This window comes from Paenibacillus sp. 1SOY10, assembly GCF_056836745.1.
The window spans coordinates 410,081-430,493 of sequence record NZ_JBXENK010000001.1; the positions used below are offsets into that span (position 1 = coordinate 410,081).

Annotated in this window: 20 protein-coding genes; all 20 read right to left on the reverse strand. The window is 48.1% G+C overall.

The annotated features are described in order from the left end of the window. Positions 1 to 72: 72 nt before the first annotated feature. The 20 genes from flgG to sucC all read right to left on the reverse strand — a co-directional run bounded on the left by flgG (position 73) and on the right by sucC (position 20,263). Positions 73 to 894 carry a flagellar basal body rod protein FlgG gene (gene flgG, locus AC1VOR_RS01850; protein ID WP_482615474.1) on the reverse strand — a complete coding sequence of 274 codons (822 nt, stop codon included), beginning with the start codon at positions 892 to 894 and terminating at the stop codon, positions 73 to 75. A gap of 92 nt (positions 895 to 986) precedes the next feature. Beyond that, positions 987 to 1,370, reverse strand: coding sequence for a TIGR02530 family flagellar biosynthesis protein (locus tag AC1VOR_RS01855; RefSeq protein WP_482615476.1), 384 nt, complete (start codon positions 1,368 to 1,370; stop codon positions 987 to 989). After that, positions 1,367 to 1,864 carry a flagellar hook capping FlgD N-terminal domain-containing protein gene (locus AC1VOR_RS01860; protein ID WP_482615477.1) on the reverse strand — a complete coding sequence of 166 codons (498 nt, stop codon included), beginning with the start codon at positions 1,862 to 1,864 and terminating at the stop codon, positions 1,367 to 1,369. The genes AC1VOR_RS01855 and AC1VOR_RS01860 overlap by 4 nt, the downstream gene beginning before the upstream one ends. 24 nt (positions 1,865 to 1,888) lie before the next feature. Further along, entirely contained in the window at positions 1,889 to 3,304 is a 1,416-nt protein-coding gene (locus AC1VOR_RS01865) for a flagellar hook-length control protein FliK (RefSeq protein WP_482615479.1), read from the reverse strand. A gap of 43 nt (positions 3,305 to 3,347) precedes the next feature. Beyond that, positions 3,348 to 4,304 (reverse strand): MotE family protein, encoded by a 957-nt coding sequence (locus AC1VOR_RS01870; RefSeq protein WP_482615481.1) that lies wholly within the window; start codon positions 4,302 to 4,304, stop codon positions 3,348 to 3,350. A gap of 42 nt (positions 4,305 to 4,346) precedes the next feature. Then, complete coding sequence (fliJ, locus tag AC1VOR_RS01875) at positions 4,347 to 4,790, reverse strand: flagellar export protein FliJ (protein ID WP_482615482.1); 444 nt, start codon at positions 4,788 to 4,790, stop codon at positions 4,347 to 4,349. Between the two features lie 10 nt (positions 4,791 to 4,800). After that, positions 4,801 to 6,117, reverse strand: coding sequence for a flagellar protein export ATPase FliI (gene fliI / locus AC1VOR_RS01880; RefSeq protein ID WP_482615484.1), 1,317 nt, complete (start codon positions 6,115 to 6,117; stop codon positions 4,801 to 4,803). Then, the gene (locus tag AC1VOR_RS01885; protein ID WP_482615485.1) at positions 6,101 to 6,967 is read right to left on the reverse strand and encodes a FliH/SctL family protein; all 867 of its coding nucleotides are present in this window, start codon (positions 6,965 to 6,967) and stop codon (positions 6,101 to 6,103) included. Before AC1VOR_RS01885 ends, fliI begins: the two co-directional genes overlap by 17 nt. After that, positions 6,960 to 7,976, reverse strand: coding sequence for a flagellar motor switch protein FliG (fliG, locus tag AC1VOR_RS01890; protein WP_482615486.1), 1,017 nt, complete (start codon positions 7,974 to 7,976; stop codon positions 6,960 to 6,962). Before fliG ends, AC1VOR_RS01885 begins: the two co-directional genes overlap by 8 nt. A gap of 11 nt (positions 7,977 to 7,987) precedes the next feature. After that, on the reverse strand, positions 7,988 to 9,568 hold the full coding sequence (gene fliF / locus AC1VOR_RS01895; RefSeq protein ID WP_482615487.1) for a flagellar basal-body MS-ring/collar protein FliF: 1,581 nt from the start codon (positions 9,566 to 9,568) through the stop codon (positions 7,988 to 7,990). A gap of 31 nt (positions 9,569 to 9,599) precedes the next feature. Then, positions 9,600 to 9,911 carry a flagellar hook-basal body complex protein FliE gene (gene fliE, locus AC1VOR_RS01900; protein WP_482615489.1) on the reverse strand — a complete coding sequence of 104 codons (312 nt, stop codon included), beginning with the start codon at positions 9,909 to 9,911 and terminating at the stop codon, positions 9,600 to 9,602. 44 nt (positions 9,912 to 9,955) lie between these two features. Then, positions 9,956 to 10,405: a flagellar basal body rod protein FlgC gene (gene flgC, locus AC1VOR_RS01905; RefSeq protein WP_482615490.1), complete on the reverse strand. Its 450-nt coding sequence runs from the start codon at positions 10,403 to 10,405 to the stop codon at positions 9,956 to 9,958. A 6-nt stretch (positions 10,406 to 10,411) separates the two neighbouring features. Beyond that, a complete protein-coding gene (flgB, locus tag AC1VOR_RS01910; RefSeq protein ID WP_482615493.1) occupies positions 10,412 to 10,819 on the reverse strand; it encodes a flagellar basal body rod protein FlgB in 408 nt (135 codons plus the stop codon). A 409-nt stretch (positions 10,820 to 11,228) separates the two neighbouring features. Continuing rightward, positions 11,229 to 12,635 (reverse strand): ATP-dependent protease ATPase subunit HslU, encoded by a 1,407-nt coding sequence (hslU, locus tag AC1VOR_RS01915; protein ID WP_482615494.1) that lies wholly within the window; start codon positions 12,633 to 12,635, stop codon positions 11,229 to 11,231. 42 nt (positions 12,636 to 12,677) lie between these two features. After that, entirely contained in the window at positions 12,678 to 13,220 is a 543-nt protein-coding gene (gene hslV / locus AC1VOR_RS01920) for an ATP-dependent protease subunit HslV (protein ID WP_059053561.1), read from the reverse strand. Between the two features lie 96 nt (positions 13,221 to 13,316). After that, positions 13,317 to 14,639, reverse strand: coding sequence for a methylenetetrahydrofolate--tRNA-(uracil(54)-C(5))-methyltransferase (FADH(2)-oxidizing) TrmFO (trmFO, locus tag AC1VOR_RS01925; protein ID WP_482615496.1), 1,323 nt, complete (start codon positions 14,637 to 14,639; stop codon positions 13,317 to 13,319). A gap of 71 nt (positions 14,640 to 14,710) precedes the next feature. Continuing rightward, on the reverse strand, positions 14,711 to 16,813 hold the full coding sequence (gene topA, locus AC1VOR_RS01930; protein ID WP_482615498.1) for a type I DNA topoisomerase: 2,103 nt from the start codon (positions 16,811 to 16,813) through the stop codon (positions 14,711 to 14,713). Positions 16,814 to 16,901: 88 nt separating this feature from the next. After that, on the reverse strand, positions 16,902 to 17,993 hold the full coding sequence (dprA, locus tag AC1VOR_RS01935) for a DNA-processing protein DprA (protein WP_482615499.1): 1,092 nt from the start codon (positions 17,991 to 17,993) through the stop codon (positions 16,902 to 16,904). A gap of 143 nt (positions 17,994 to 18,136) precedes the next feature. Continuing rightward, complete coding sequence (gene sucD, locus AC1VOR_RS01940) at positions 18,137 to 19,066, reverse strand: succinate--CoA ligase subunit alpha (RefSeq protein WP_482615500.1); 930 nt, start codon at positions 19,064 to 19,066, stop codon at positions 18,137 to 18,139. A gap of 36 nt (positions 19,067 to 19,102) precedes the next feature. Then, positions 19,103 to 20,263, reverse strand: coding sequence for an ADP-forming succinate--CoA ligase subunit beta (gene sucC / locus AC1VOR_RS01945; RefSeq protein WP_482615501.1), 1,161 nt, complete (start codon positions 20,261 to 20,263; stop codon positions 19,103 to 19,105). Positions 20,264 to 20,413: the final 150 nt, after the last annotated feature.

The window sequence follows — 20,413 nt, forward strand, 5'->3', positions numbered from 1 at the left end:
TCCCTCCTGAATGATCATGGGACTGTATAAGCAGCCCGGGAAGAACGGGTCCTCCCCAGGCTACCCACTAGCTTATCGTTTCAGGTTAACGACTTCCTGTAAAACTTCGTCAGACGTAGTGATAATCCGCGAATTAGCCTGGAAGCCACGTTGAGCCACAATCATCTCAGTGAACTCGCCAGTGAGGTCAACGTTGGACATTTCCAACTGTCCTGCCACAAGTGCCCCTGTACCAACTTCCGCATCATTAGGGTTGGTATACACAGGATCGTCAACAAGGGAGTTTACCGTTATTCTGTAGAGGCTACCACCAATTTTCTCAAGCCCCTCAGGATTCGTTATTTTAGTAACACCAATAATTCCACCCTCACCATTAGTACCATCATTTAGTTTAGTTACTATAGTACCATTAGCAGATACAGAGAATGCGGTAACCGTTTCAAAATCAATAGGTTCAAGGATGTCTCCATCACTATTACATACAAACAAGCCATCAGAAGTTACTAGTTGACCAGCAGCATCCAAGTGGAAGTCTCCAGCTCGAGTTAGGAATGGTACTTCTTGATCTTCTGTTAGTTTAACTAGAAAAAATCCATCACCATCAATACGCATATCCAGCGGATTGTTAGTAGTCATTGCGCTTCCGCCCGTATGCAAAGTATCAATAGAACCTATAGATACCCCCAACCCAATCTGTTTCGGGTTCACCCCGCCGGATTCTCCTTCAACTGGAGCAGTAACACCTGCGATAGTCTGGCTCATAATATCCTTAAACATCACTCGCCCGGCCTTAAAACCAACAGTATTTACGTTAGCGATGTTATTACCGATAACGTCAAGCTTGGTTTGAAAGCCGCGCATTCCGGATACGCCAGAATACATAGATCTTAACATTCTTTCATCCTCCTCTTTAATTGTCTTTCTCTGAAGCCGCTTCAGTCGATCCACGGTCTTCCTGGCTTCCGTACCCGGTCCAGCCAGTCTGGTTAAACAATGATTACTGCGCTATCAATTTGTGTGAATACATTATCCTTCATACTGTTGCCATCCATCGCAGTTACAACCGTACGGTTATTCACATTCACGATTAAGGCCATATCCTTCATCAGAATCAGCGAGTCCTTCGCCCCTTTGGCCGCCGCACTATCAATGGCTGAACCGATTTGATGAAGCTGCTCCGGCTTTAATTCAATCCCGCGCTGCTCCAATCTTTTGACCGCATGGCTGCTAAAGTGCACCAGTTGATCCTGCAGCATGTCCTTAAAGGATGCCGCTTGGGGGTTACTCGCTTGAACCGCTTTACTCTGTTGCAGGCTACCCGGTTGCAGTCTGCCCGCATAGAACTGTCCAACTTTTATGGGGATATTCATGACGGATCAACTCCCTGTTCCGTCTCTTCCTCCACAGGCACTGAAACTTGTTCAATCTGCGAGACTTCAACCTCTCTAGCTCCGATTTTGACATAATGTACACCACTGCGTACAACAATGGAATCCACAATGCCACTCTCTCTCTCCTGAATGACTTCAGGCTGGCCAGTAACCACATCATAATTACCTGTTTTCGTTTGGATAAGCCAGGTTATTTCTTTACCAATCAGCCCTGATGTATTCCCCAAAGAATCTCCCATCTTGCTAAGCTGATCCGAAATGTTGGTCAGTTGTTCCACTGAAGTAAACTGAGCCATCTGGGCAACCATCTGTGTGTTATCCATAGGAGACAGCGGGTCCTGATTTTGCATTTGAGCCATCATCAGCTTCAAGAAAGCATCCTTGCCCAGCTCATTGCTTTTTTTGCTTGCTTTTTCTACATTCGCTTGCGAGTAATTCGGCCACATCACAGAGGATGTATACGTATCTGCCATGGAATTACCTCCTTTCCGCCTAATCTAAGCCCTGGCAACAAAGGAACTGCCGTAATCCTGCTCCTTGGCCTTCACTTCAGCTATCCATTCATTCCACTCTTCATTAAGATCATGGATAGTCAGAAGATCATCTTCCGCCAGTTGTCTACGTTTCTCAGCTTGCTGCTGCCCTGTACCATTACCGGATTGACGTCCTTCATCATGATACATATGGGAAGACAACGCTGTATTCTGCGTAACTTCCAATTTGCTGACTTGTAGCCCTTGCGATTGGAGCGCAGCTCTTAATTGTGACATTTGTTGCTCTAGAGATTCCTTGGCGAAGGCATGTTCCGTTACAAATTGAGCCGTTAACAGCCCATTTTGCATCGTAATTTTCACATCGACTTGGCCCAAATGTTCCGGATAGAGCGAAATTCTCGCCTCTGAAACACCTTGTAATTTGACGATCTCCAGTTTGTTGACCAGGAAACCACTCATTTCTTTGCCAAAGTTCTCAACTGGCACTGGCTTAGCTACTTGCTTCAAGGCAGCCACACCCTGATCTCTCAAAGCTAACTGTCCGGCGGTCACGATATTTCCTGTTTCCAGCCCCGTATCCTGCATTCCACCTGGATTATCGCTTACCGATTCAGACGAAGCTGCTGACGTTCCAATGATTTGAGCAAACTTGGTTGCCGCAACATCAGATGCTTGTGGTCCTTGCTGCAATGGAACTGATAGATTTCCATTCTTCAGCCCCTCAGAGTGTTGTCCTGAGTTGCCTTGCCCACCAGCCGTAGCCCCTGACTCGGGAACTATCTTGGCTTGCGTAGTTAAGTTTGTTAAATCAGCACCTTTAAGATTTTGGGCTTTGGAATCTGACGTATCTGGCAGCTCATTAAGCAGATTTTGCAATGTCTGCAGCATCAACTTGACCTGATGTTGATTCTCCTTGCCAGAGAGCGACTCGTTTGACGATATTAATTGAACCAATGCATCCTGCACGGCAAAACGTATCGTTTCCGAATGCTGTGCCAATATAGGCAGAGCAGATGCCTCTTGATTGCCGTTCTCTGTAGTCCCGGCATTCCCCGGCAAAAGTAACGTCTGGAGAGATTGCAGCCAGCCCTGAAGAACAGACAACAACGTGGAATCATTTTGCAGCGCCTCATCCAGCTTGGGCAGATCCTGCAAGAGATTTTCAAGTGCCGTATTTAGCTCAGCCTCATTCCCCTCAGCCTCCGCACCTTCCGCTAACCCTGTCAAACCGACCAAAGCCAGCAGCGACATCGAGGTTTGACCTTCCTGTGACTTTGCATCGCCCATCAGCATAGAAATAAGCTTTTGATCAAAGGAAGCACCGCTACTTTGACCTGCATCTGCTTTACCACTAGCTCCGTACCACAAAGCATTTGTCGTTGCCTTGCCCGTATTTACATTCGTGATTGCTTGACTCATTTTCATTTTCACCTCCTTTCAAGCGAAAGTTGTTGTAGCCCTCTTATTTCGAGACAAGTTGATTCAGGATCTTCACAGAAGTTTTCTCATCCGCCTTCGTCATCTCGGCTAATATATCAGACCGTGCCGAACTATTCACCGACTTCATGATTCTCAGGCCTTTATCAGGGCTTATTTTGTAGGTCTGTAACACAAGCTTAGCGGCCTCGGCGGCCGGCATAGCGGAGAAGGTCTGACTTAACTCCGTATCGTCCAATGCCGTTCCGGTAGTTGACGCAGCCTGACCAGTCTCTGCTTCTTTTTTCAATCTCGATTGCAAAGCAGCGATGGCCAAATCATCTGCTTCTTTGACGTCTTTCAATTTAATCGAAATGTCAGCCGCTTTTTGCGGATTCATCTTCTCTAAGATGGCCGCCTTGCTCTCATTATTCATCGCATCAAGCATTTGCAACGTTTCTTCTGTAGTTAATTTATCTAAGATAGCAGCCGCTTTACTGGGGCTCATCCCGGAATATAACTGTGCCAGCTTCTTGACTTCCTTCTGATAAGCTTCCGCTTCTGCCTTCTCTTCCTCTACCTGCTTCTGCACCTGAGCAGCCGCAAGTTGTTCTTCCAGTTCTTTCACCTTTGCTTGCTGGGCCTCGGCTTGCTGAGCCGCAGTTTGCAAATCCGCATCCTGCTTAGCCACTTGCTCCTGGAGCTGCTTTACCGCAGCGTCTATACTCTTCTGCTGCTCTTTCAGTTCCTTTTCCTTATCTGCGGCCAGCTTCTGCTCCTGCTCGCCTTCCGTTCGCTCCGGGTCCGGAACGAAATCTCTTACGACAGGAATGGCATCAGCCCACCGGTACATCATGTTGCGGAAATCCATATTAAATAAGGTGAGCATAACTCCCAGTAGTACAACCGTGAATAGAATCGGCGTCGCAAAAAACAGGAAACGTGAAAATCCTCCGCCTGATTCTTCCAACTCCTCATCCAGCTCCAGATTCGTTCTAGCCATTAATCCCCCTCCTTCGACAAGTCCATGTCAATCCCGCTATCCTTAACGGGCTCTCATGGCAAACCGGACAGTCGCCATCTCATCCAGCTCGTTTTGTTCCCGAAGAAGCAGTTCGTGCTGAAATTTGTCTTTGGCTTTTTCCTTCGCCTTTAGCCAAACCTTCTCATCCAACAGCTTGCCGTTCAATATAGTCTTTTTTTGCTCCACGTTTATTTCTGCCCTTCGGATATCCCCAAGCTTCCGCTCAATGGCCTGCTCCATGTACTCCATATAACGCTGTAACTCCTGGAGTTTGACCATCGGAGCTCTATTGGCCATCTCATATTGCAGCACCGCAGCGGTCTGTTCTTGCTCCTCCAGCAATTGTTTGAGGGAACGTTGCTCAGATTGAAGCTGTCCTACCGCAGCAGAGAGCATCCACTCAGCTTGCGTCTTCTCGTTTGATTTCAAATCCACAACTTTTTGATAGACATAACGGAACCTCATCCTTTAAGGGTCATCTCCTTGCAAATTCAGAAATTAAACGATTCTGTACTTCGGCAAGCGTTACCTTCTCATCTACCTTCTGCCTTGTGAACGCCCAGATGCTCTGGATGTATCCAATGGCTTCATCAATGTCTGCATTTGAGCCTGATTGATAGGCTCCGATATTAATCAAATCCTCGGAATCCTTGTATACCGCCATCAGTCTCTTCAAATTCTCCGCAGCATCATTTTGCTCGTCCGTCACGATATCCTTCATGACCCGACTGATACTCGCTAGAATATCGATGGCAGGAAAGTGACCCTTGTTAGCGATGTTTCGGTTCAGCACGATATGTCCATCCAAAATTCCACGTACCGCATCAGCAATCGGCTCATTCATATCATCGCCGTCTACGAGTACCGTGTAGAAAGCGGTAATTGACCCTGTTGGCCCTGTACCCGCCCTTTCCATCAGCTTAGGTAGTGCCGCAAATACGGATGGAGTGTATCCACGCATGGCCGGAGGTTCACCAACAGCCAGTCCCACTTCCCGAAGTGCCATGGCGTACCGGGTGACAGAGTCCATCATCAGCATGACATTCAAGCCGCGATCCCGAAAATATTCAGCAATGCTCGTGGCAATTAGCGCACCCTTCATCCGAATCAAGGCCGGCTGGTCGGAAGTAGCCACAATGACTACTGAGCGTTCCAGTCCTTCCGGTCCCAAATCCCGCTCAATAAAGTCTAGGACTTCGCGTCCGCGTTCCCCCACTAGGGCAATCACATTGACGTCTGCCGCCGTATTGCGGGCAATCATCCCCATCAGAGTACTCTTCCCGACACCGGAACCAGCAAATATCCCTACCCGCTGTCCCTTACCGATGGTCAGCAAGCCGTCAATAGCCCGCACACCAATACTAATGGGTTCAAGTACACGGGGACGATTCAAGGGATTAACCGGCTTACTATAGGTTGAATGATGGCTCATTCTTGATGGCAGCAATGACCCATCTAGGGGTTGCCCTAATCCATCCAGTACCTTGCCGAGCAGTTCAGAACCCACTTGTACAGTAAGTGGCTTGCCTGTTCCCACAACATCACAGCCCGGACCAATCGCCTGTAATTCCCCTAGTGGCATCAACAGCACTTTGTTATCACGAAATCCGACAACTTCAGCTTGCAGTGGCTGGGAAGCCTTGCTGGGATAAATGTAGCAAAGCTCGCCTATGCTGGCATCCGGGCCTTCGGATTCAACCATCAGCCCAATGACTTGCGTGACCTTGCCGTTAACCCTGACCGGATCAAGCTGCTTGAGATGATCGATATAACGTTCAGCGTTCATGCTCATCGTTCCCTTGCCCCCGATCCTCCGACTGCAATGAAATGCGAAGCAACTCTTTTTTAATCTCCGACAGTTGAGTATCAATTCGTGCGTCCACACTTCCAAAGGATGAGCGGATAACACAACCGCGATCCTTAACTGTAGGGTCTGGAAGAATTTGCAGCTCCGCCTGAGAGTCGATGGCCAACGTTAATTCCTCACGCGCAGCTTGTACAAACGAGAAGTATCCCGGGGATACGCATAACGCAATAACTCCCTGCTCTCTTTTACGAGCCAGACTCTTTCGGATAAGCTCCATGGTATAGTCTGGCTCCAGAGAGAGTTGCTTGTCGATCACTTTCTCGGCAATCGCGCAACTCAAGTCTACCAAGAATGGCTCTGCTTCCTGAATAATACGATTTTTCTCCTCATAGGCGTGCTCCAGGACTGTGCTAGCTTCATGCATCATTTCCTCAACTTGGGATTTCATCGCTTCCTCGGCTTGAGCCTTGCCTTCTTCATAACCTTGATTGAAGCCTTCAGCTTTCAGAGCTTCAATCATATCCTCGTCCTGTTGACGGCGTTCTTGCCACCAAAGCTCGATTTGTTCCTTGGCCTCCGTCAACAGCTGTTCGGCTTTGTCCGAAGCCTCCCTGACCTGCTGTTCAGCAAAATCCTTGGCATCACTCAGCATCTGCCGTCTGGCTCGCTCTGCCTCAATATCTTCGGGAGAGGGAACAACTTCCTTTACCTGCTCACGCTCGGCAGGAAAATTTGTCACTTCCTCCGCCGCAGGAGCAGCGTAAGACTTGGCTAAATCTAGTTGCTTCAATATTTCAACGGGAACATACTGCGACACCTTGATCAGGTTAGACAACGATGTCATCTCCTCCGCCACGGGCAATGATAATCTCACCCGCTTCTTCCAATCTGCGGATGGTAGCTACGATACGCGTTTGAGCTTCTTCAACGTCACGCAGCCGTACCGGCCCCATATATTCCATTTCTTCCTTGAATGTCTCGGACATCCGTTTCGACATATTGCGGAACACCGCTTCTCTGACCTCTTCGCTGGCCACTTTGAGGGCAAGTTGCAAATCGGCATTTTCGAGGTCGCGGATAATACGTTGAATCGAACGATTGTCGATGTTGACAAGATCTTCGAACACAAACATCCGTTTCTTGATTTCTTCGGCCAATTCCGGATCTTGAACCTCCAAGGAATCCAGAATCGTTCTCTCCGTCCCGCGGTCTACCCCGTTCAGAATCTGCACGATGGACTCGATGCCGCCCGCGCTGGTGTAGTCTTGTGTTACCGTTGCGGACAACTTTTGCTCCAGCACGCGTTCCACTTGAGAGATAACCTCAGGAGAGGTACTATCCATGACCGCAATCCTTCTGGCTACCTCGGCCTGTTTCTCCTGAGGAAGCGAGGACAGAATCGCCGCGGCTTGTTCAAATTGCAAATAGGATAGAACCAAAGCAATCGTTTGTGCATTTTCATTCTGAATAAAGTTCAGAATTTGGCTTGGATCAGCCTTTCTAGCAAAATCAAAGGGTCGAACTTGCAAGGTTGCCGTCAAACGATTGATAATATCGACAGCCTTGGATTGGCCAAGTGCCTTCTCCAAAATTTCCTTGGCGTAATTGATACCGCCCTGACTGATATATTCCTGAGCCAAGCAAATTTGGTGGAATTCGGCCATAATCATATCTTTGTCCGCGCTATCAACCGTACGGACATTGGCAATTTCCAACGTTAATTGTTCAATTTCATCATCCCGCAAATGCTTGAAGATTTGAGCCGATACTTCCGGACCCAATGTAATCAGCAATATGGCGGCTTTTTGTTTCCCGCTTAAAACCGGGCTCGCTGTTTTTGACAATGCGTTCACCCCTATTCGTCAGCCAGCCAGGTGCGAAGCAAGTTAACGAACTCATCCGGCTTCTTCTGGGCCAGTGTTTCCAATTGTTTGCGCACTTGGTTCTCATTCGTGACTGTATCCAAATTAATTGATGGAAACTCCGGAGCGAGCGGCAATGGAATTTCTTCCTCCACTTCCAGGTCTGGCTTGCGACGACGGAACAATACGATACTGAGAGCGATCAAAGCCAGCAATGCTGCCGCGCCAACGCCCCATACCCACGGGCTGGACAAGCTCAAACCAGCCTTTTGTGCGTCTCCCGAATGAAAAGGTTGGGACAATACCGAAACTTTTCCCTGCAATTCCTCGTCTGTATAAGTAGTACCTGAATCCGCCAAGTACGATCCGACAATATTAGATAGAATATTCTCAATCGCCGTACGGGTATTCTCATCCAAAGTTTCTTCGCCTTCAGGTGGTTCAACCGCAACATTGATGGTTAAATCTTTAATAACATAAGGGCTGGCGATAATATCCTTGGTAATTCTGTTGACTTCATAGTTAATCGTCGACGAGCTTTCTTCTGACGACGATCCCCCACTTTCTTCTGCCGAAGGATAATTAACGACATCCTCTTGCCCTGTCCCGGGCACACCACTATCCGGACTCGCACCTGTGTAGCTCTTTTGAATCCGCTGAGCACTAATTTCAATCCCTCTCATATTCTCCGTATCTACCGGAGTAACGAGGTTATCTTTTTGACTAATCTGGTCAAAATTGAGCTTGGAGGCTACCAACACTTCAATTTTGTCAGGACCAGTCAGCTTGGATAGAAATTGTTTTACGCTTTGGCGAACATCGCTTTCGAACTTCTTCTGTAGCGCCATGTTCTCCTGAACGGCAGTCGTAAGCGAACCCGATGATCCGCCTTGCCCTGTTGGAAGAAGTACAGTGTCATCGCTGGCCGATAAGGAAATGTTCTCTGTCGGCAAGTTAGGCACGGACGTCTTCACCAAGTTGAAATATCCGTCAATGGCATCCTGATTAGGACGATATCCCGGTTTGAACGACAATACGATGGAAGCCGTTGCCTTTTGTTGCTCTTCCGCACTGGCAAAAACATTTTCTGCCGGAAGGTTAATGAGCACCTTGGCATCGTTGATGCCCTGCATCCGTTTAAGGAGTTGTTCCACTTCTCCGTTTAACGCGCTCTTATACTTAACGTTAAACTCGTTGTCGGTCATCCCGATCAAAGAGGAACTTTGGTTAAAGGCCTCTAAGCCGATGGAACCGTTCTGTACAATACCTTGTGATCCAACATCTACTTTCACACGAGCAGCATCCTTGCTGGGCACCGATATGGTCGAGCCATCAGACCCAAGCTGATAAGGAACACCCGCTGATTCTAGATGAGTGATGATTCCAGCCGCATCGGTAGAATCCAGGTTTGTGAAAGCTACCTCATATTCGGTCTTGGAGAATTGGATCGTCAGCAAAATAATGGCTAGCATAATAAAAGCAATCGTTGAGATCAATAGTATTTTTTGTTTTTGACTGAATTGGTTCCAGTATGCGGTTAAACGATCCCGATACTGTGTAATTCTCTCATTCACAATGTCACCTCATCCGAAGCATGTTCGAGCATTAAATTTGCGTACGCATAATCTCTTGATAAGCTTCTATCACTTTATTGCGGACTTGCGTAGTCAATTGCAAACTTAACAAAGCTTGCTCAGAGGCGATCATCATTTCATCGGCGTTCACTTTGCCCAAGAGGAACTGATTGTTCACTTGCTGTGCATTGACTTCCTGAGCGGCAATACCTTCAATAGCATCATTCAAAAAAGTACCAAACTGTTTGATCGATCCCGCGGGAGTCTGCGACTGCGTCTGGCTGGTCAGTTGTGTTCCGGCCAATGGCTTTACAGCGTCAAAGCTCATTCTCTCAATCAACATCAACACTCCTAACTACAAGTTATAAGTTATCTATCATCTATCTGCTATTTACCGATTTGCAAAGCCTTGGTAATCATCGCTTTACTTGCATTGAGCGCGGTCACATTGGCCTCATAGGAACGAGTAGCCGAGATCATATCGACCATCTCTTTTAAAATATCTACATTAGGCATGTATACATAACCTTCATTGTCTGCATCAGGATGAGTTGGGTTATAAACCGGTTTGAACGGGGCCGCATCCTCCTGAATTTTAGTGATTTTGACCCCTTGACCAATTGCGCCTTTTCCCATAGCTGAGTCGAGAGCACTATTAAAATCAAATTCTTTAGGAGCCATGACTACGGTTTTGCGGCGGTAAGGAACAGCCTTGCCATCCTCCACTCTGGATCGAGTCGTTTCAGCATTGGCGATGTTCGAGGAAATAACGTCCATACGAAGACGTTGTGCGGTTAAAGCCGAAGAGGTGATACTAAAACTGTCGCTGATCTTCACTGTCCATTATCTCCCTTCTACAGCAGTTCGTTTCATTCTAATCAGATAGTTCATTTGTTCGATATAGGCGTTGTAACGCAGTTGGTTGTTTGCAAGCTGTGTCATTTCACTATCGATATCCACGTTGTTTAGGTTATTATTCATAACCGTGTTCTCGTCCGTTGTAACCAAAGGCTCAGGAACGCCATTCGTTGGACCTATAACGAAATGCCTGGAATTAGTTCTTTTTCCTTGCAACTCGGGTACTCCATCCTTCATCTCGGCTTGCAGCATATTTTCAAAAGCTACGCTCGAGCGTTTGAAGTAGGGAGTATCTACATTAGCAATATTATTGGAAATAACCCCTTGCCGGACATTCGCGGCCTGAACGGCTGTTTCTAGTCTGTCGAACCCTACTCCGTTCAACAATTGCACTTCATTTCCCTCCCCTGCTTCATCAAATTACCTTAATTTTCATTATTCAACAAACAGTACGTAAATCCTCTTTTTTTCGACATTATTTTGCTAATCATTGTCTTTCTTTTTATCTTTCTTATGTCCTAGTCGAAAAAACGACTAATAATGTCATATATCCTAAGTTTCACGGAGATTCGACATTATTACAATAAGAAAAAAGCCCTATCTTTCCAAAATTCCATGTAATTCATTTATATTATTATATAATAATGGTATATTTTCAATATTAATGTAAATAGTTTACGGCAATATTTTGTAGATTTTGTCAGATAAACAAAGGACCATTCGCCTGTATCCGGCAAAATGGTCCTTTGTTAACAATTTGTGAAAAACGTCTCAGGTCCCAGTCAGAAATTTTCAAATTAGCTTACAAGATGAACTGGCTGAGGTCACGATCCTGGGCAATATTTCCCAGTTTTTCTTTCACGTACTCTGGAGTAATCACCATTTTATCAAGGGTTAGCTCTGGAGCTTCAAAGGAAAGGTCTTCCAGAAGCTTCTCCAGAATGGTATGCAATCTTCGAGCTCCAATGTTCTCCGTATTGGCATTCACTGCCGCTGCAATACGAGCAATTTCTTGTATTGCTGCCGTAGAAAATTCAATCTCCAGACTCTCAGTACGCAGCAACTCCACATATTGCTTGGTTAATGCATTCTGAGGTTCCGTCAGTATAGAGACAAAGTCCTCCAGTGTAAGACTGCTAAGCTCTACGCGAATCGGAAAACGCCCCTGAAGTTCGGGGATCAGATCCGAGGGTTTGGCAATGTGAAAAGCCCCTGCTGCGATGAACAGAATATAATCTGTTTTAACTGGGCCATATTTAGTCATGATCGTCGAACCTTCAACAATAGGTAAAATGTCCCTTTGAACACCTTCACGTGAGACATCGGGACCTCCTCCCTGGCCACTGCGACTAGCTACCTTATCAATTTCATCGATAAAAATAATTCCGGTTTGCTCGGCACGTGTTACCGCTTCTTGAACCAGATCATCTTGATCGATTAATTTGGCTGCTTCCTCTTGAGTCAATACTTTACGCGCTTCCTTGACCGTCAATTTTCTTTTTTTGGTACGTTTGGGAAGGAGACTACCGAACATTTCCTGCATGTTCATGCCCATCTGGTCATTGCCCTGACCGGCAAACATATCCATCATGGTCGGGGCGTTATCCTCCACCTCTACTTCCACGATGTCGTCCTCCAACTGGCCCGATAACAACTTAAATCGTAATTGGCGGCGACGTTCAGTCAAGTCAGCATCTTCCGTGCTGGATTCCTGTGCGGGCGTCTCATTGGTATTCCCACCCCCGAACAGCATCTCAAATGGATTACGACCATTTTTAGCTTTATTCTCAGAGGGAACAAGGATGTGAACCAAACGCTCGTTAGCCAGTTCTTCCGCTTTATCCTTTACCTTCTCCGTACGCTCCAGTTTAACGGTACGTATCGCCGTTTCGATAAGATCACGGACCATAGATTCCACGTCACGGCCCACATACCCGACCTCCGTGAATTTGGTCGCCTCTACCTTGATAAACGGCGCACCGACCAATTTGGCGAGCCTGCGGGCAATCTCCGTCTTACCCACCCCGGTCGGACCAATCATCAGTATATTCTTGGGCACGATCTCATCTTGCACTTCTTCATGAAGCAGGCTACGACGGTAACGGTTACGCAAAGCGACCGCGACCGATTTCTTGGCCTGTTTCTGCCCCACGATATATTTATCAAGCTCCGCAACGATTTGTCTTGGTGTTAAATTCTGATCAGCCATTTTACGTCCCCCCAAACTATGTTCTTGCCTGAGATCATAAAATCACAACTCTTCTACAATGATGTTCCCGTTGGTGTATACGCAAATTTCTGAAGCAACCTCCAAGGAAGCACGAGCCATTTCCTTTGCTTCCATACCAGTAGCATGCCGCTTCAGCGCCCGGGCTGCCGATAGCGCAAAATTCCCGCCAGAGCCAATGGCAAGTATCTCATCATCCGGCTCAATGATCTCTCCGTTCCCGGAAATCAATAACATGCCGGTCTTATCCATAACAATCATAAGAGCCTCTAATTTGCGCAATACGCGGTCTTGCCGCCAATCCTTGGCCAATTCCACCGCAGCCCTTTGCAAACTGCCGTGATGCTCTTCCAGCTTGCCTTCAAATTTCTCAAACAGCGTAATGGCATCGGCCACCGAGCCGGCAAATCCGGCAATCACCTGACCCCGGTACAAGCGGCGCACCTTCTTGGCTGTCTGCTTCATAATTACATTTTGCCCAAATGTGACTTGCCCGTCTCCGGCTATTGCTCCCTGACCGTTATGACGCACGGCGCAAATCGTTGTGGCGTGAAAAGTCATGTCCATGGCTATGCCTTCCTTTCATTAGCGCTCATTCTATGTTATGAAATAGCTTATTGTCAGCATAACCTTTTTGCCTTATAGATTGCAAAAAAACGGTTGTTAGTCCAACCGTTTTTCTGTAATAAAGGATGTTAAGCTTTGTAACGCACGCTTAGCGAGCGCTTCGTTCTTCTCCGCTTTTTTGCGATAGCGGGCATCCAGCTTCGGAAATAGTCCAAAGTTGGCATTCATCGGCTGAAAGTGCTCAAAATCAGCTGTTGTTATATATCGGGCCATACTCCCTAGAGTTGTATCTTCCGGGAAGACGATGCCCTCTGTCTCGGTGGCAGCTCGAGCTGCGTTAATGCCCGCAATCAGACCCGATGCCGCAGATTCAACATACCCCTCTACCCCGGTCATTTGACCGGCAAAAAACAAGGTCGGCCGTGTCTTTAATTGATATGTCGGGGACAGCAGCTTGGGCGAATTAATAAACGTATTGCGATGCATGACGCCATAACGGACAAACTCAGCATTCTCCAATCCCGGAATCATGGAGAAGACCCGTTTTTGCTCTCCCCACTTCAGATGAGTCTGGAACCCCACCAGATTGTACAGGGTGCCCGCAGCATTGTCCTGACGCAGTTGAACAACCGCATGAGGAAGCTTACCCGTATGGGGATTCATCAGGCCGACAGGCTTCATGGGACCGAATAACGCCGTCTGCTTTCCGCGACGCATCATAATTTCAATTGGCATACAGCCTTCAAAATAAATCTCTTTCTCAAACTCCTTCAATTCGGCAACCTCTGCCGTAATCAAAGCATCATAGAAGGCATCAAATTCTTCTTCCGTCATCGGACAATTCAGATAGGCAGCTTCACCCTTATCATAACGCGATGCCAGATATACTTTGCTCATATCAATCGATTCCTTCTCCACAATAGGAGCAGCGGCATCATAGAAATAGAAATAGTCCTCGCCGGTCAAACGACGAATTTGCTCTCCTAACGCCGGAGAGGTCAGTGGACCTGTAGCAATGACCACAATACCCTCTTGCGGAATTTCAGTAATCTCTTCATTCCGCACCTCAATGAGCGGATGCTCACGCAAAGTTCTGGTTATCTCTCCCGAGAACCCATCCCGATCAACCGCAAGCGCTCCGCCCGCAGGAACCGCATGACGATCAGCCGCTCCCAGCACCAGCGAATCAAGCATCCGCATCTCTTCCTTCAGAACGCCGACCGCATTCGTTAGCCCATTGGCACGTAGCGAGTTGCTGCATACCAGTTCAGCAAACTGATCGGTATGATGGGCCGGGGTCTTGACGACGGGACGCATCTCATACAGCACAACAGGGATGCCGCGGCTGGCAATCTGCCAAGCCGCCTCACTCCCAGCCAGACCCGCCCCAATCACGGTTACTTTATCTTTAGTTGTCAACTTTAATCCTCCCTACGCTACCCATGAAGTATCTCTAAGCTGCCGGAGCCTACCCGCACGCCCCAGGATTTTTACTCATCGGCACCATCATCGTTCTCTTCAACTTCTTCCACGTAGTCGCAAGCCGTACAACGCAATTTGACACCTTGCTTGTTACGCTTCTCAATCATCAAAGAGCTACATTTAGGGCATGGCTTCGGCGACGGTCTATCCCAGGATACGAAGTCGCACTCCGGATAGCGGTCACAACCATAGAAGACCCGCCCTTTCTTGCTTCGACGCTCCACCACATGACCTTCCTTACAGGTGGGACAGGGAACGCCAATATCCTTGACAATGGGCTTGGTATTGCGGCAATCCGGGAAACCTGAGCACGCCAGAAACTTACCGAAGCGCCCCAGCTTGTAAACCATGGGCTTGCCACATTTCTCGCAGATTTCGTCGGAAACCTCATCCTCGATCTCAATTTCCTTCATCTCTTCCTCAGCCACTTGAAGGCGCTTCTCGAAGGACTCATAGAACTCGCCAAGCACTCGGACCCAATCCTCGGCTCCTTCTTCTACATGGTCAAGGTCTTCCTCCATATGAGCTGTGAACTCCACATTCAATATTTCAGGGAAAAATTGTTCCATCTGCTCGATAATGAGTTCCCCTAATTCCGTAGGCATAAACTTCTTTTCTTCAATAGCGACGTACCCACGTTTCTGAATCGTCTCCAATGTTGGGGCATACGTACTCGGACGCCCGATACCAAGCTCCTCTAGTGTTTTAACCAGACGGGCTTCGGTATAGCGTGGAGGGGGTTGGGTGAAATGCTGCTTGGGATCAATGGCTTCTTTCTTAAGCTTATCCCCCGGTTTTAATGGTGGCAAAAATTTATCGTCTTCATTGGCTTTCCCGTCATCGTTGCCTTCCACATACACCTTCATGAAGCCGGGGAAACGAATTTTCGAGCCTACAGCACGAAATGTAGCTTCACCAGCGGCAATGTCCACAGACATCGTATCCAGCACGGCAGAGGACATCTGACTGGCCATAAACCGATCCCACACTAACTTGTACAGGCGATATTGATCCCGGGTCGTGAATTCCTTCACGGATTCAGGATCACGCAATGCCGAGGTTGGACGAATGGCTTCATGGGCATCTTGTGCCCCCGCAGCCTTCTTCACATACTGCCGTGGAGTCTCGGGCGCATAGGCATCTCCATATTTCCCGAGAATATATTCCTTCGCCTCTTCCTGAGCCGAAGCAGCGATTCGTGTGGAGTCGGTACGCATATAAGTGATCAAACCGACGGTACCCTCTTTGCCGAGGTCCACCCCTTCATACAATTGCTGGGCTACGGACATCGTTTTGGCAGCACGGAAATTAAGCTTACGCGCAGCCTCCTGTTGCAGGGAACTCGTGGTAAAAGGAGCCGCCGGGTGGCGAAGACGTTCCTTTTCCTTCACATCAGCTACACTGAATTTGGCCTTCTCAATGGCACTCAGAATCTCCTGGACTTGTTCTTCACTCTTCAGTTCCAGCTTCTGGCCATGGAGTTGATGGAATTTCGCTTCAAAGGCGTTATCTCCGGTCTTCAACTTAGCCGTAATACTCCAGTATTCTTCCGGAACAAATGCAGAGATCTCGTTCTCACGATCCAAAATAATTTTGACCGCAACGGACTGTACCCGTCCTGCGGACAAGCCCTTCTTGACCTTCTTCCATAACAGCGGGCTGATTTTGTAACCCACAAGACGGTCCAGAATACGTCTCGCCTGCTGCGCGTTGACAAGATCCATATTGATCTTGCGCGGCGTTTTGAAGGCATCCTTGACAGCTTGCTTGGTAATTTCATTAAATACAACGCGGCATGTTTCCGTTTTATCCATGTCAAGGACATGGGCCAGATGCCAGGCAATCGCTTCCCCTTCACGATCCGGGTCAGCCGCCAGATAAATTTTCTTCACTTTTTTGCTGGCATCTTTTAATTCCTTTAATACGGAACCCTTCCCACGGATCGTAATATACTTCGGACTGAAGTCGTTCTCTACTTCAACCCCAATCTGACTCTTGGGCAAATCGCGAACATGACCCATTGAGGCTTTCACGATGAATTTGCTGCCTAGGTATTTGCCAATCGTTTTCGCCTTTGCAGGCGACTCCACGATGACGAGTGAATCCGCCACAGGTTCGTCCTCCTCTCGAACAATACAAAGCTTCTAATAGATGATACACATATAGTCATATATGGAGCCACTCTCAGTTAGGAATGGACTATATTAATTGATAAACGGTGCCGGGTAACTGTACCACCGTTTTTTTCATGATTAAAGATAACAGAACTGAATGCAAAAGTCCAAAATCCCACCCGGTCCGCATGAGCAATTCATCAAAACCAAGTGTTCCCTGCTCCAACATATGGTATATGCGGCGCTCCTCATCTGTCAACTCGTTTTCTGTTACCGCTTCCTTGACAGGCTCTCCCAGAGACGGTAAAAATGCTTCGTATTCCTCCAAAATATCACTCGCATCCGTCACGATCTTTGCCCCTTGTTTAAGCAATGTCAATGTTCCTCGGCTTTTGGGCGAAGTGATTGGGCCCGGTACAGCAAATACGTCCCGATTGGCCTCCAATGCCAAATCGGCTGTTATAAGCGACCCGCTACGCGCATCCGCTTCAACCACTACCGTGCCTCGGGCAATTCCGGCGATAATCCGGTTACGTTGCGGGAACATCCCTGGATGTCCTGGGGTTCCGGGAGGATACTCGGAGACTACCAGGCCCTGTTCTACAATGTGCCGATACAGTGAAGTATGCTCCGAAGGATAAGGTACATCGATGGCCGTACCTAACACGGCAATAGTTGGCCCTGCAGCCAGCAAGGCCGCTTCGTGGCAGACACCATCGATTCCCCGGGCTAACCCGCTGACAATCCCGATTCCTCGTGATGCCAGCTCCTCCGTCAGCATGGCAGCGACCTTCCTGCCATAAGCTGTAGGCACGCGTGTACCAACCAATGCCACAGACAGACGATGTAACAGCTTTAAATCTCCTTTGGCATAAAGTACCCAGGGAGGACGCATCGTTTCCTTCATTAGTAAGGGGTATTCCGGATCAAGCCGGGTAATGACCTCAATGTCTTTTTGTTCAAGCTGTTCCCTCCGCGCTTCGATCCAGTCCTTTGACCACTCACTGCACAGCTTCATAGCCAGTTCCAGATCCAGTCCACGTTCGAACCAATCGGATGGGCTAAAATGCAAGGCATTCTCCCAGTCCCCGAAAGGATGATTAATAATACGTTGCAATGTGGCAAAGCCAATTCCCGGAAAGGCGTGCAGTCCTGCCAATATCCATTTCTTCTCCATAGACTTCCTCCATATTCGCCTCATAAAACAACAAAAAGCAACCCTCTGCCCATAGGCGTAGAAGGTTGCTTACCTTGCATTAAGAGGTATTGAATTCTCGCACTACCTCTCTAAGAGACATTTTTCTTGCATTATAGCAAAGCTTAATGGGTAGTGCAAAGATTTAAGAGGCCGCGTTCCTCCAGAACGCTAACCAGTGTCGCTCCCATTTCCGAGGGGGTTGGAGCTACCTTAATCCCGCAAGCCTCAAGCTTGGCGATTTTCTCCTTGGCTGTCCCCTTGCCTCCGGATATGATCGCGCCGGCATGGCCCATCCGCTTGCCTGGAGGCGCTGTTACACCGCCGATAAAGCCCACGACTGGCTTCGTCATGTTCTGCTCAATCCATTCGGCAGCCTCTTCCTCAGCCGTACCTCCAATTTCACCAATCATGATGACCGCATGAGTGTCTTCATCGTCATTGAAACGGCGTAAAATATCAATGAATTCAGAACCCTTGACCGGGTCCCCACCAATGCCGACAGCAGAGGATTGCCCGATGCCACGAGTCGTCAATTGATGAACCGCTTCATAGGTCAGCGTGCCGCTCCGCGAAACAACACCAATATGTCCAGGAAGATGAATGTAACCTGGCATAATACCGATCTTGCATTCCCCCGGAGTAATGACACCTGGACAGTTCGGACCGATCAGGATCGTATTTTTTCCTTCCATATAACGATTGACCTTAACCATGTCGAGCACCGGAATACCTTCCGTGATACATATGACAAGCTCCAACTCTGCATCCACAGCCTCCAGAATGGAGTCCGCCGCAAAGGCAGGAGGTACATATATCACGCTCGCTGTCGCACCCGTAGCTTCCTTGGCCTCCAGTACCGTATTGAATACCGGCAGGCTAACTACTCCCCCCGTCTCCAGGGTGATATCAACCTGGGTGCCACCCTTGCCTGGCGAGGTTCCGCCAACCATTTGTGTCCCGTAATCCAAGGCCCCTTTGGCATGAAACAATGCTGTTTTTCCCGTAATTCCCTGGGTAATGACCTTCGTATTTTTATCAACCAAAATACTCATATTTCGAGCCTCCCCTTCATGGATAGGTGAATGACTTCAGGATACAAGTGCAACTATTTTCTGGGCACCGTCCGCCATCGAGCCCGCCGCAACGATAGGCAAACCGGAGTCGGCTAAAATCTGCTTACCGAGTTCCACATTCGTCCCTTCCAGGCGCACGACCAGCGGGCGGTTCAACTCAACTTGACGTGCCGCCTCAACGATACCCGAAGCAATCACATCACATCTCATAATGCCACCAAATATGTTCACGAAAATCCCCTTCACCTGGGCATCAGACAAGATGATCTTGAAGGCCTCAGTTACCTTCTCTGCTGTGGCTCCGCCACCTACATCCAGGAAGTTGGCGGGATCTCCGCCGTAGTATTTAATGATATCCATCGTCGCCATGGCCAGGCCCGCTCCATTCACCATACAGCCGATATTGCCATCTAGTGAAATGTAGCTCAAATCAAACTTGGATGCCTCGATCTCCTTCTCGTCCTCCTCGGTTAAATCCCGCAGGGACAAGATATCCTTATGACGGAACAGCGCATTAGAATCAAAGTTCAGCTTGGCATCCAGCGCCAACACATTTCCATCACCTGTTACAACGAGGGGATTAATCTCTGCGATAGAGCAATCTTTATCGACAAAGGCCTCATAGAGAGCAAGCATAAATTGTACAGTTTTGCCGACCAGTTCAGACGGAATATGGATGTTGTAAGCCAGGCGCCGAGCCTGATAAGGTTGTAAGCCGATAGCCGGATCAATAACTTCCTTGAATATTTTCTCCGGCGAGGATGCGGCCACCTCTTCGATCTCCGTACCGCCTTCTTCCGACGCCATCATGGTTACCCGGCCAGTTACACGGTCGATGACTACCCCAACATAATACTCTTTTTTAATGTCACAGCCTTGCTCGATGAGCAGCCGCTTGATTTCTTTGCCTTCTGGACTCGTCTGATGCGTAACCAGTACCTTTCCAAGCAGTTCACTGGCATACGCTCGAACTTCCTCCAGGCCCTTGGCCACCTTTACTCCTCCAGCCTTGCCCCGTCCTCCAGCATGAATCTGTGCCTTCACGACCACAACCGGAGTTCCTAGCGCTACCGCTGCTTCCACGGCTTCATCCACCGTAAAGGCCACTCTTCCCTCAGGAACGGCCACGCCGTACTGCTTCAGGACTTCTTTTCCTTGATATTCATGGATATTCATGGGTAAAAATCCTCCTATCAACAGGCGGTATTAGAGAGTTCAAACCGAGATCATTGTACCACTTTTTTAAAACGCTTACCTTAAAAAGTTCATTATTTATACACAACTTTTTTATATGGTTTTCATCTCATTTTGAGATGAATCAATAAA

What these genes read in the sequence shown, in the direction of transcription:
- fliE (WP_482615489.1), bottom strand. Translation starts at nt 9,911, where the DNA reads ATGTTGATTGAGAGAATGAGCTTTGACGCTGTAAAGCCATTGGCCGGA.
- fliJ (WP_482615482.1), bottom strand. Translation starts at nt 4,790, where the DNA reads ATGAGGTTCCGTTATGTCTATCAAAAAGTTGTGGATTTGAAATCAAAC.
- fliI (WP_482615484.1), bottom strand. Translation starts at nt 6,117, where the DNA reads ATGAGCATGAACGCTGAACGTTATATCGATCATCTCAAGCAGCTTGAT.
- AC1VOR_RS01860 (WP_482615477.1), bottom strand. Translation starts at nt 1,864, where the DNA reads ATGGCAGATACGTATACATCCTCTGTGATGTGGCCGAATTACTCGCAA.
- AC1VOR_RS01855 (WP_482615476.1), bottom strand. Translation starts at nt 1,370, where the DNA reads ATGAATATCCCCATAAAAGTTGGACAGTTCTATGCGGGCAGACTGCAA.
- dprA (WP_482615499.1), bottom strand. Translation starts at nt 17,993, where the DNA reads ATGGAGAAGAAATGGATATTGGCAGGACTGCACGCCTTTCCGGGAATT.
- hslV (WP_059053561.1), bottom strand. Translation starts at nt 13,220, where the DNA reads ATGGACATGACTTTTCACGCCACAACGATTTGCGCCGTGCGTCATAAC.
- flgG (WP_482615474.1), bottom strand. Translation starts at nt 894, where the DNA reads ATGTTAAGATCTATGTATTCTGGCGTATCCGGAATGCGCGGCTTTCAA.
- AC1VOR_RS01870 (WP_482615481.1), bottom strand. Translation starts at nt 4,304, where the DNA reads ATGGCTAGAACGAATCTGGAGCTGGATGAGGAGTTGGAAGAATCAGGC.
- hslU (WP_482615494.1), bottom strand. Translation starts at nt 12,635, where the DNA reads ATGGCTGATCAGAATTTAACACCAAGACAAATCGTTGCGGAGCTTGAT.
- AC1VOR_RS01865 (WP_482615479.1), bottom strand. Translation starts at nt 3,304, where the DNA reads ATGAGTCAAGCAATCACGAATGTAAATACGGGCAAGGCAACGACAAAT.
- sucC (WP_482615501.1), bottom strand. Translation starts at nt 20,263, where the DNA reads ATGAATATCCATGAATATCAAGGAAAAGAAGTCCTGAAGCAGTACGGC.
- sucD (WP_482615500.1), bottom strand. Translation starts at nt 19,066, where the DNA reads ATGAGTATTTTGGTTGATAAAAATACGAAGGTCATTACCCAGGGAATT.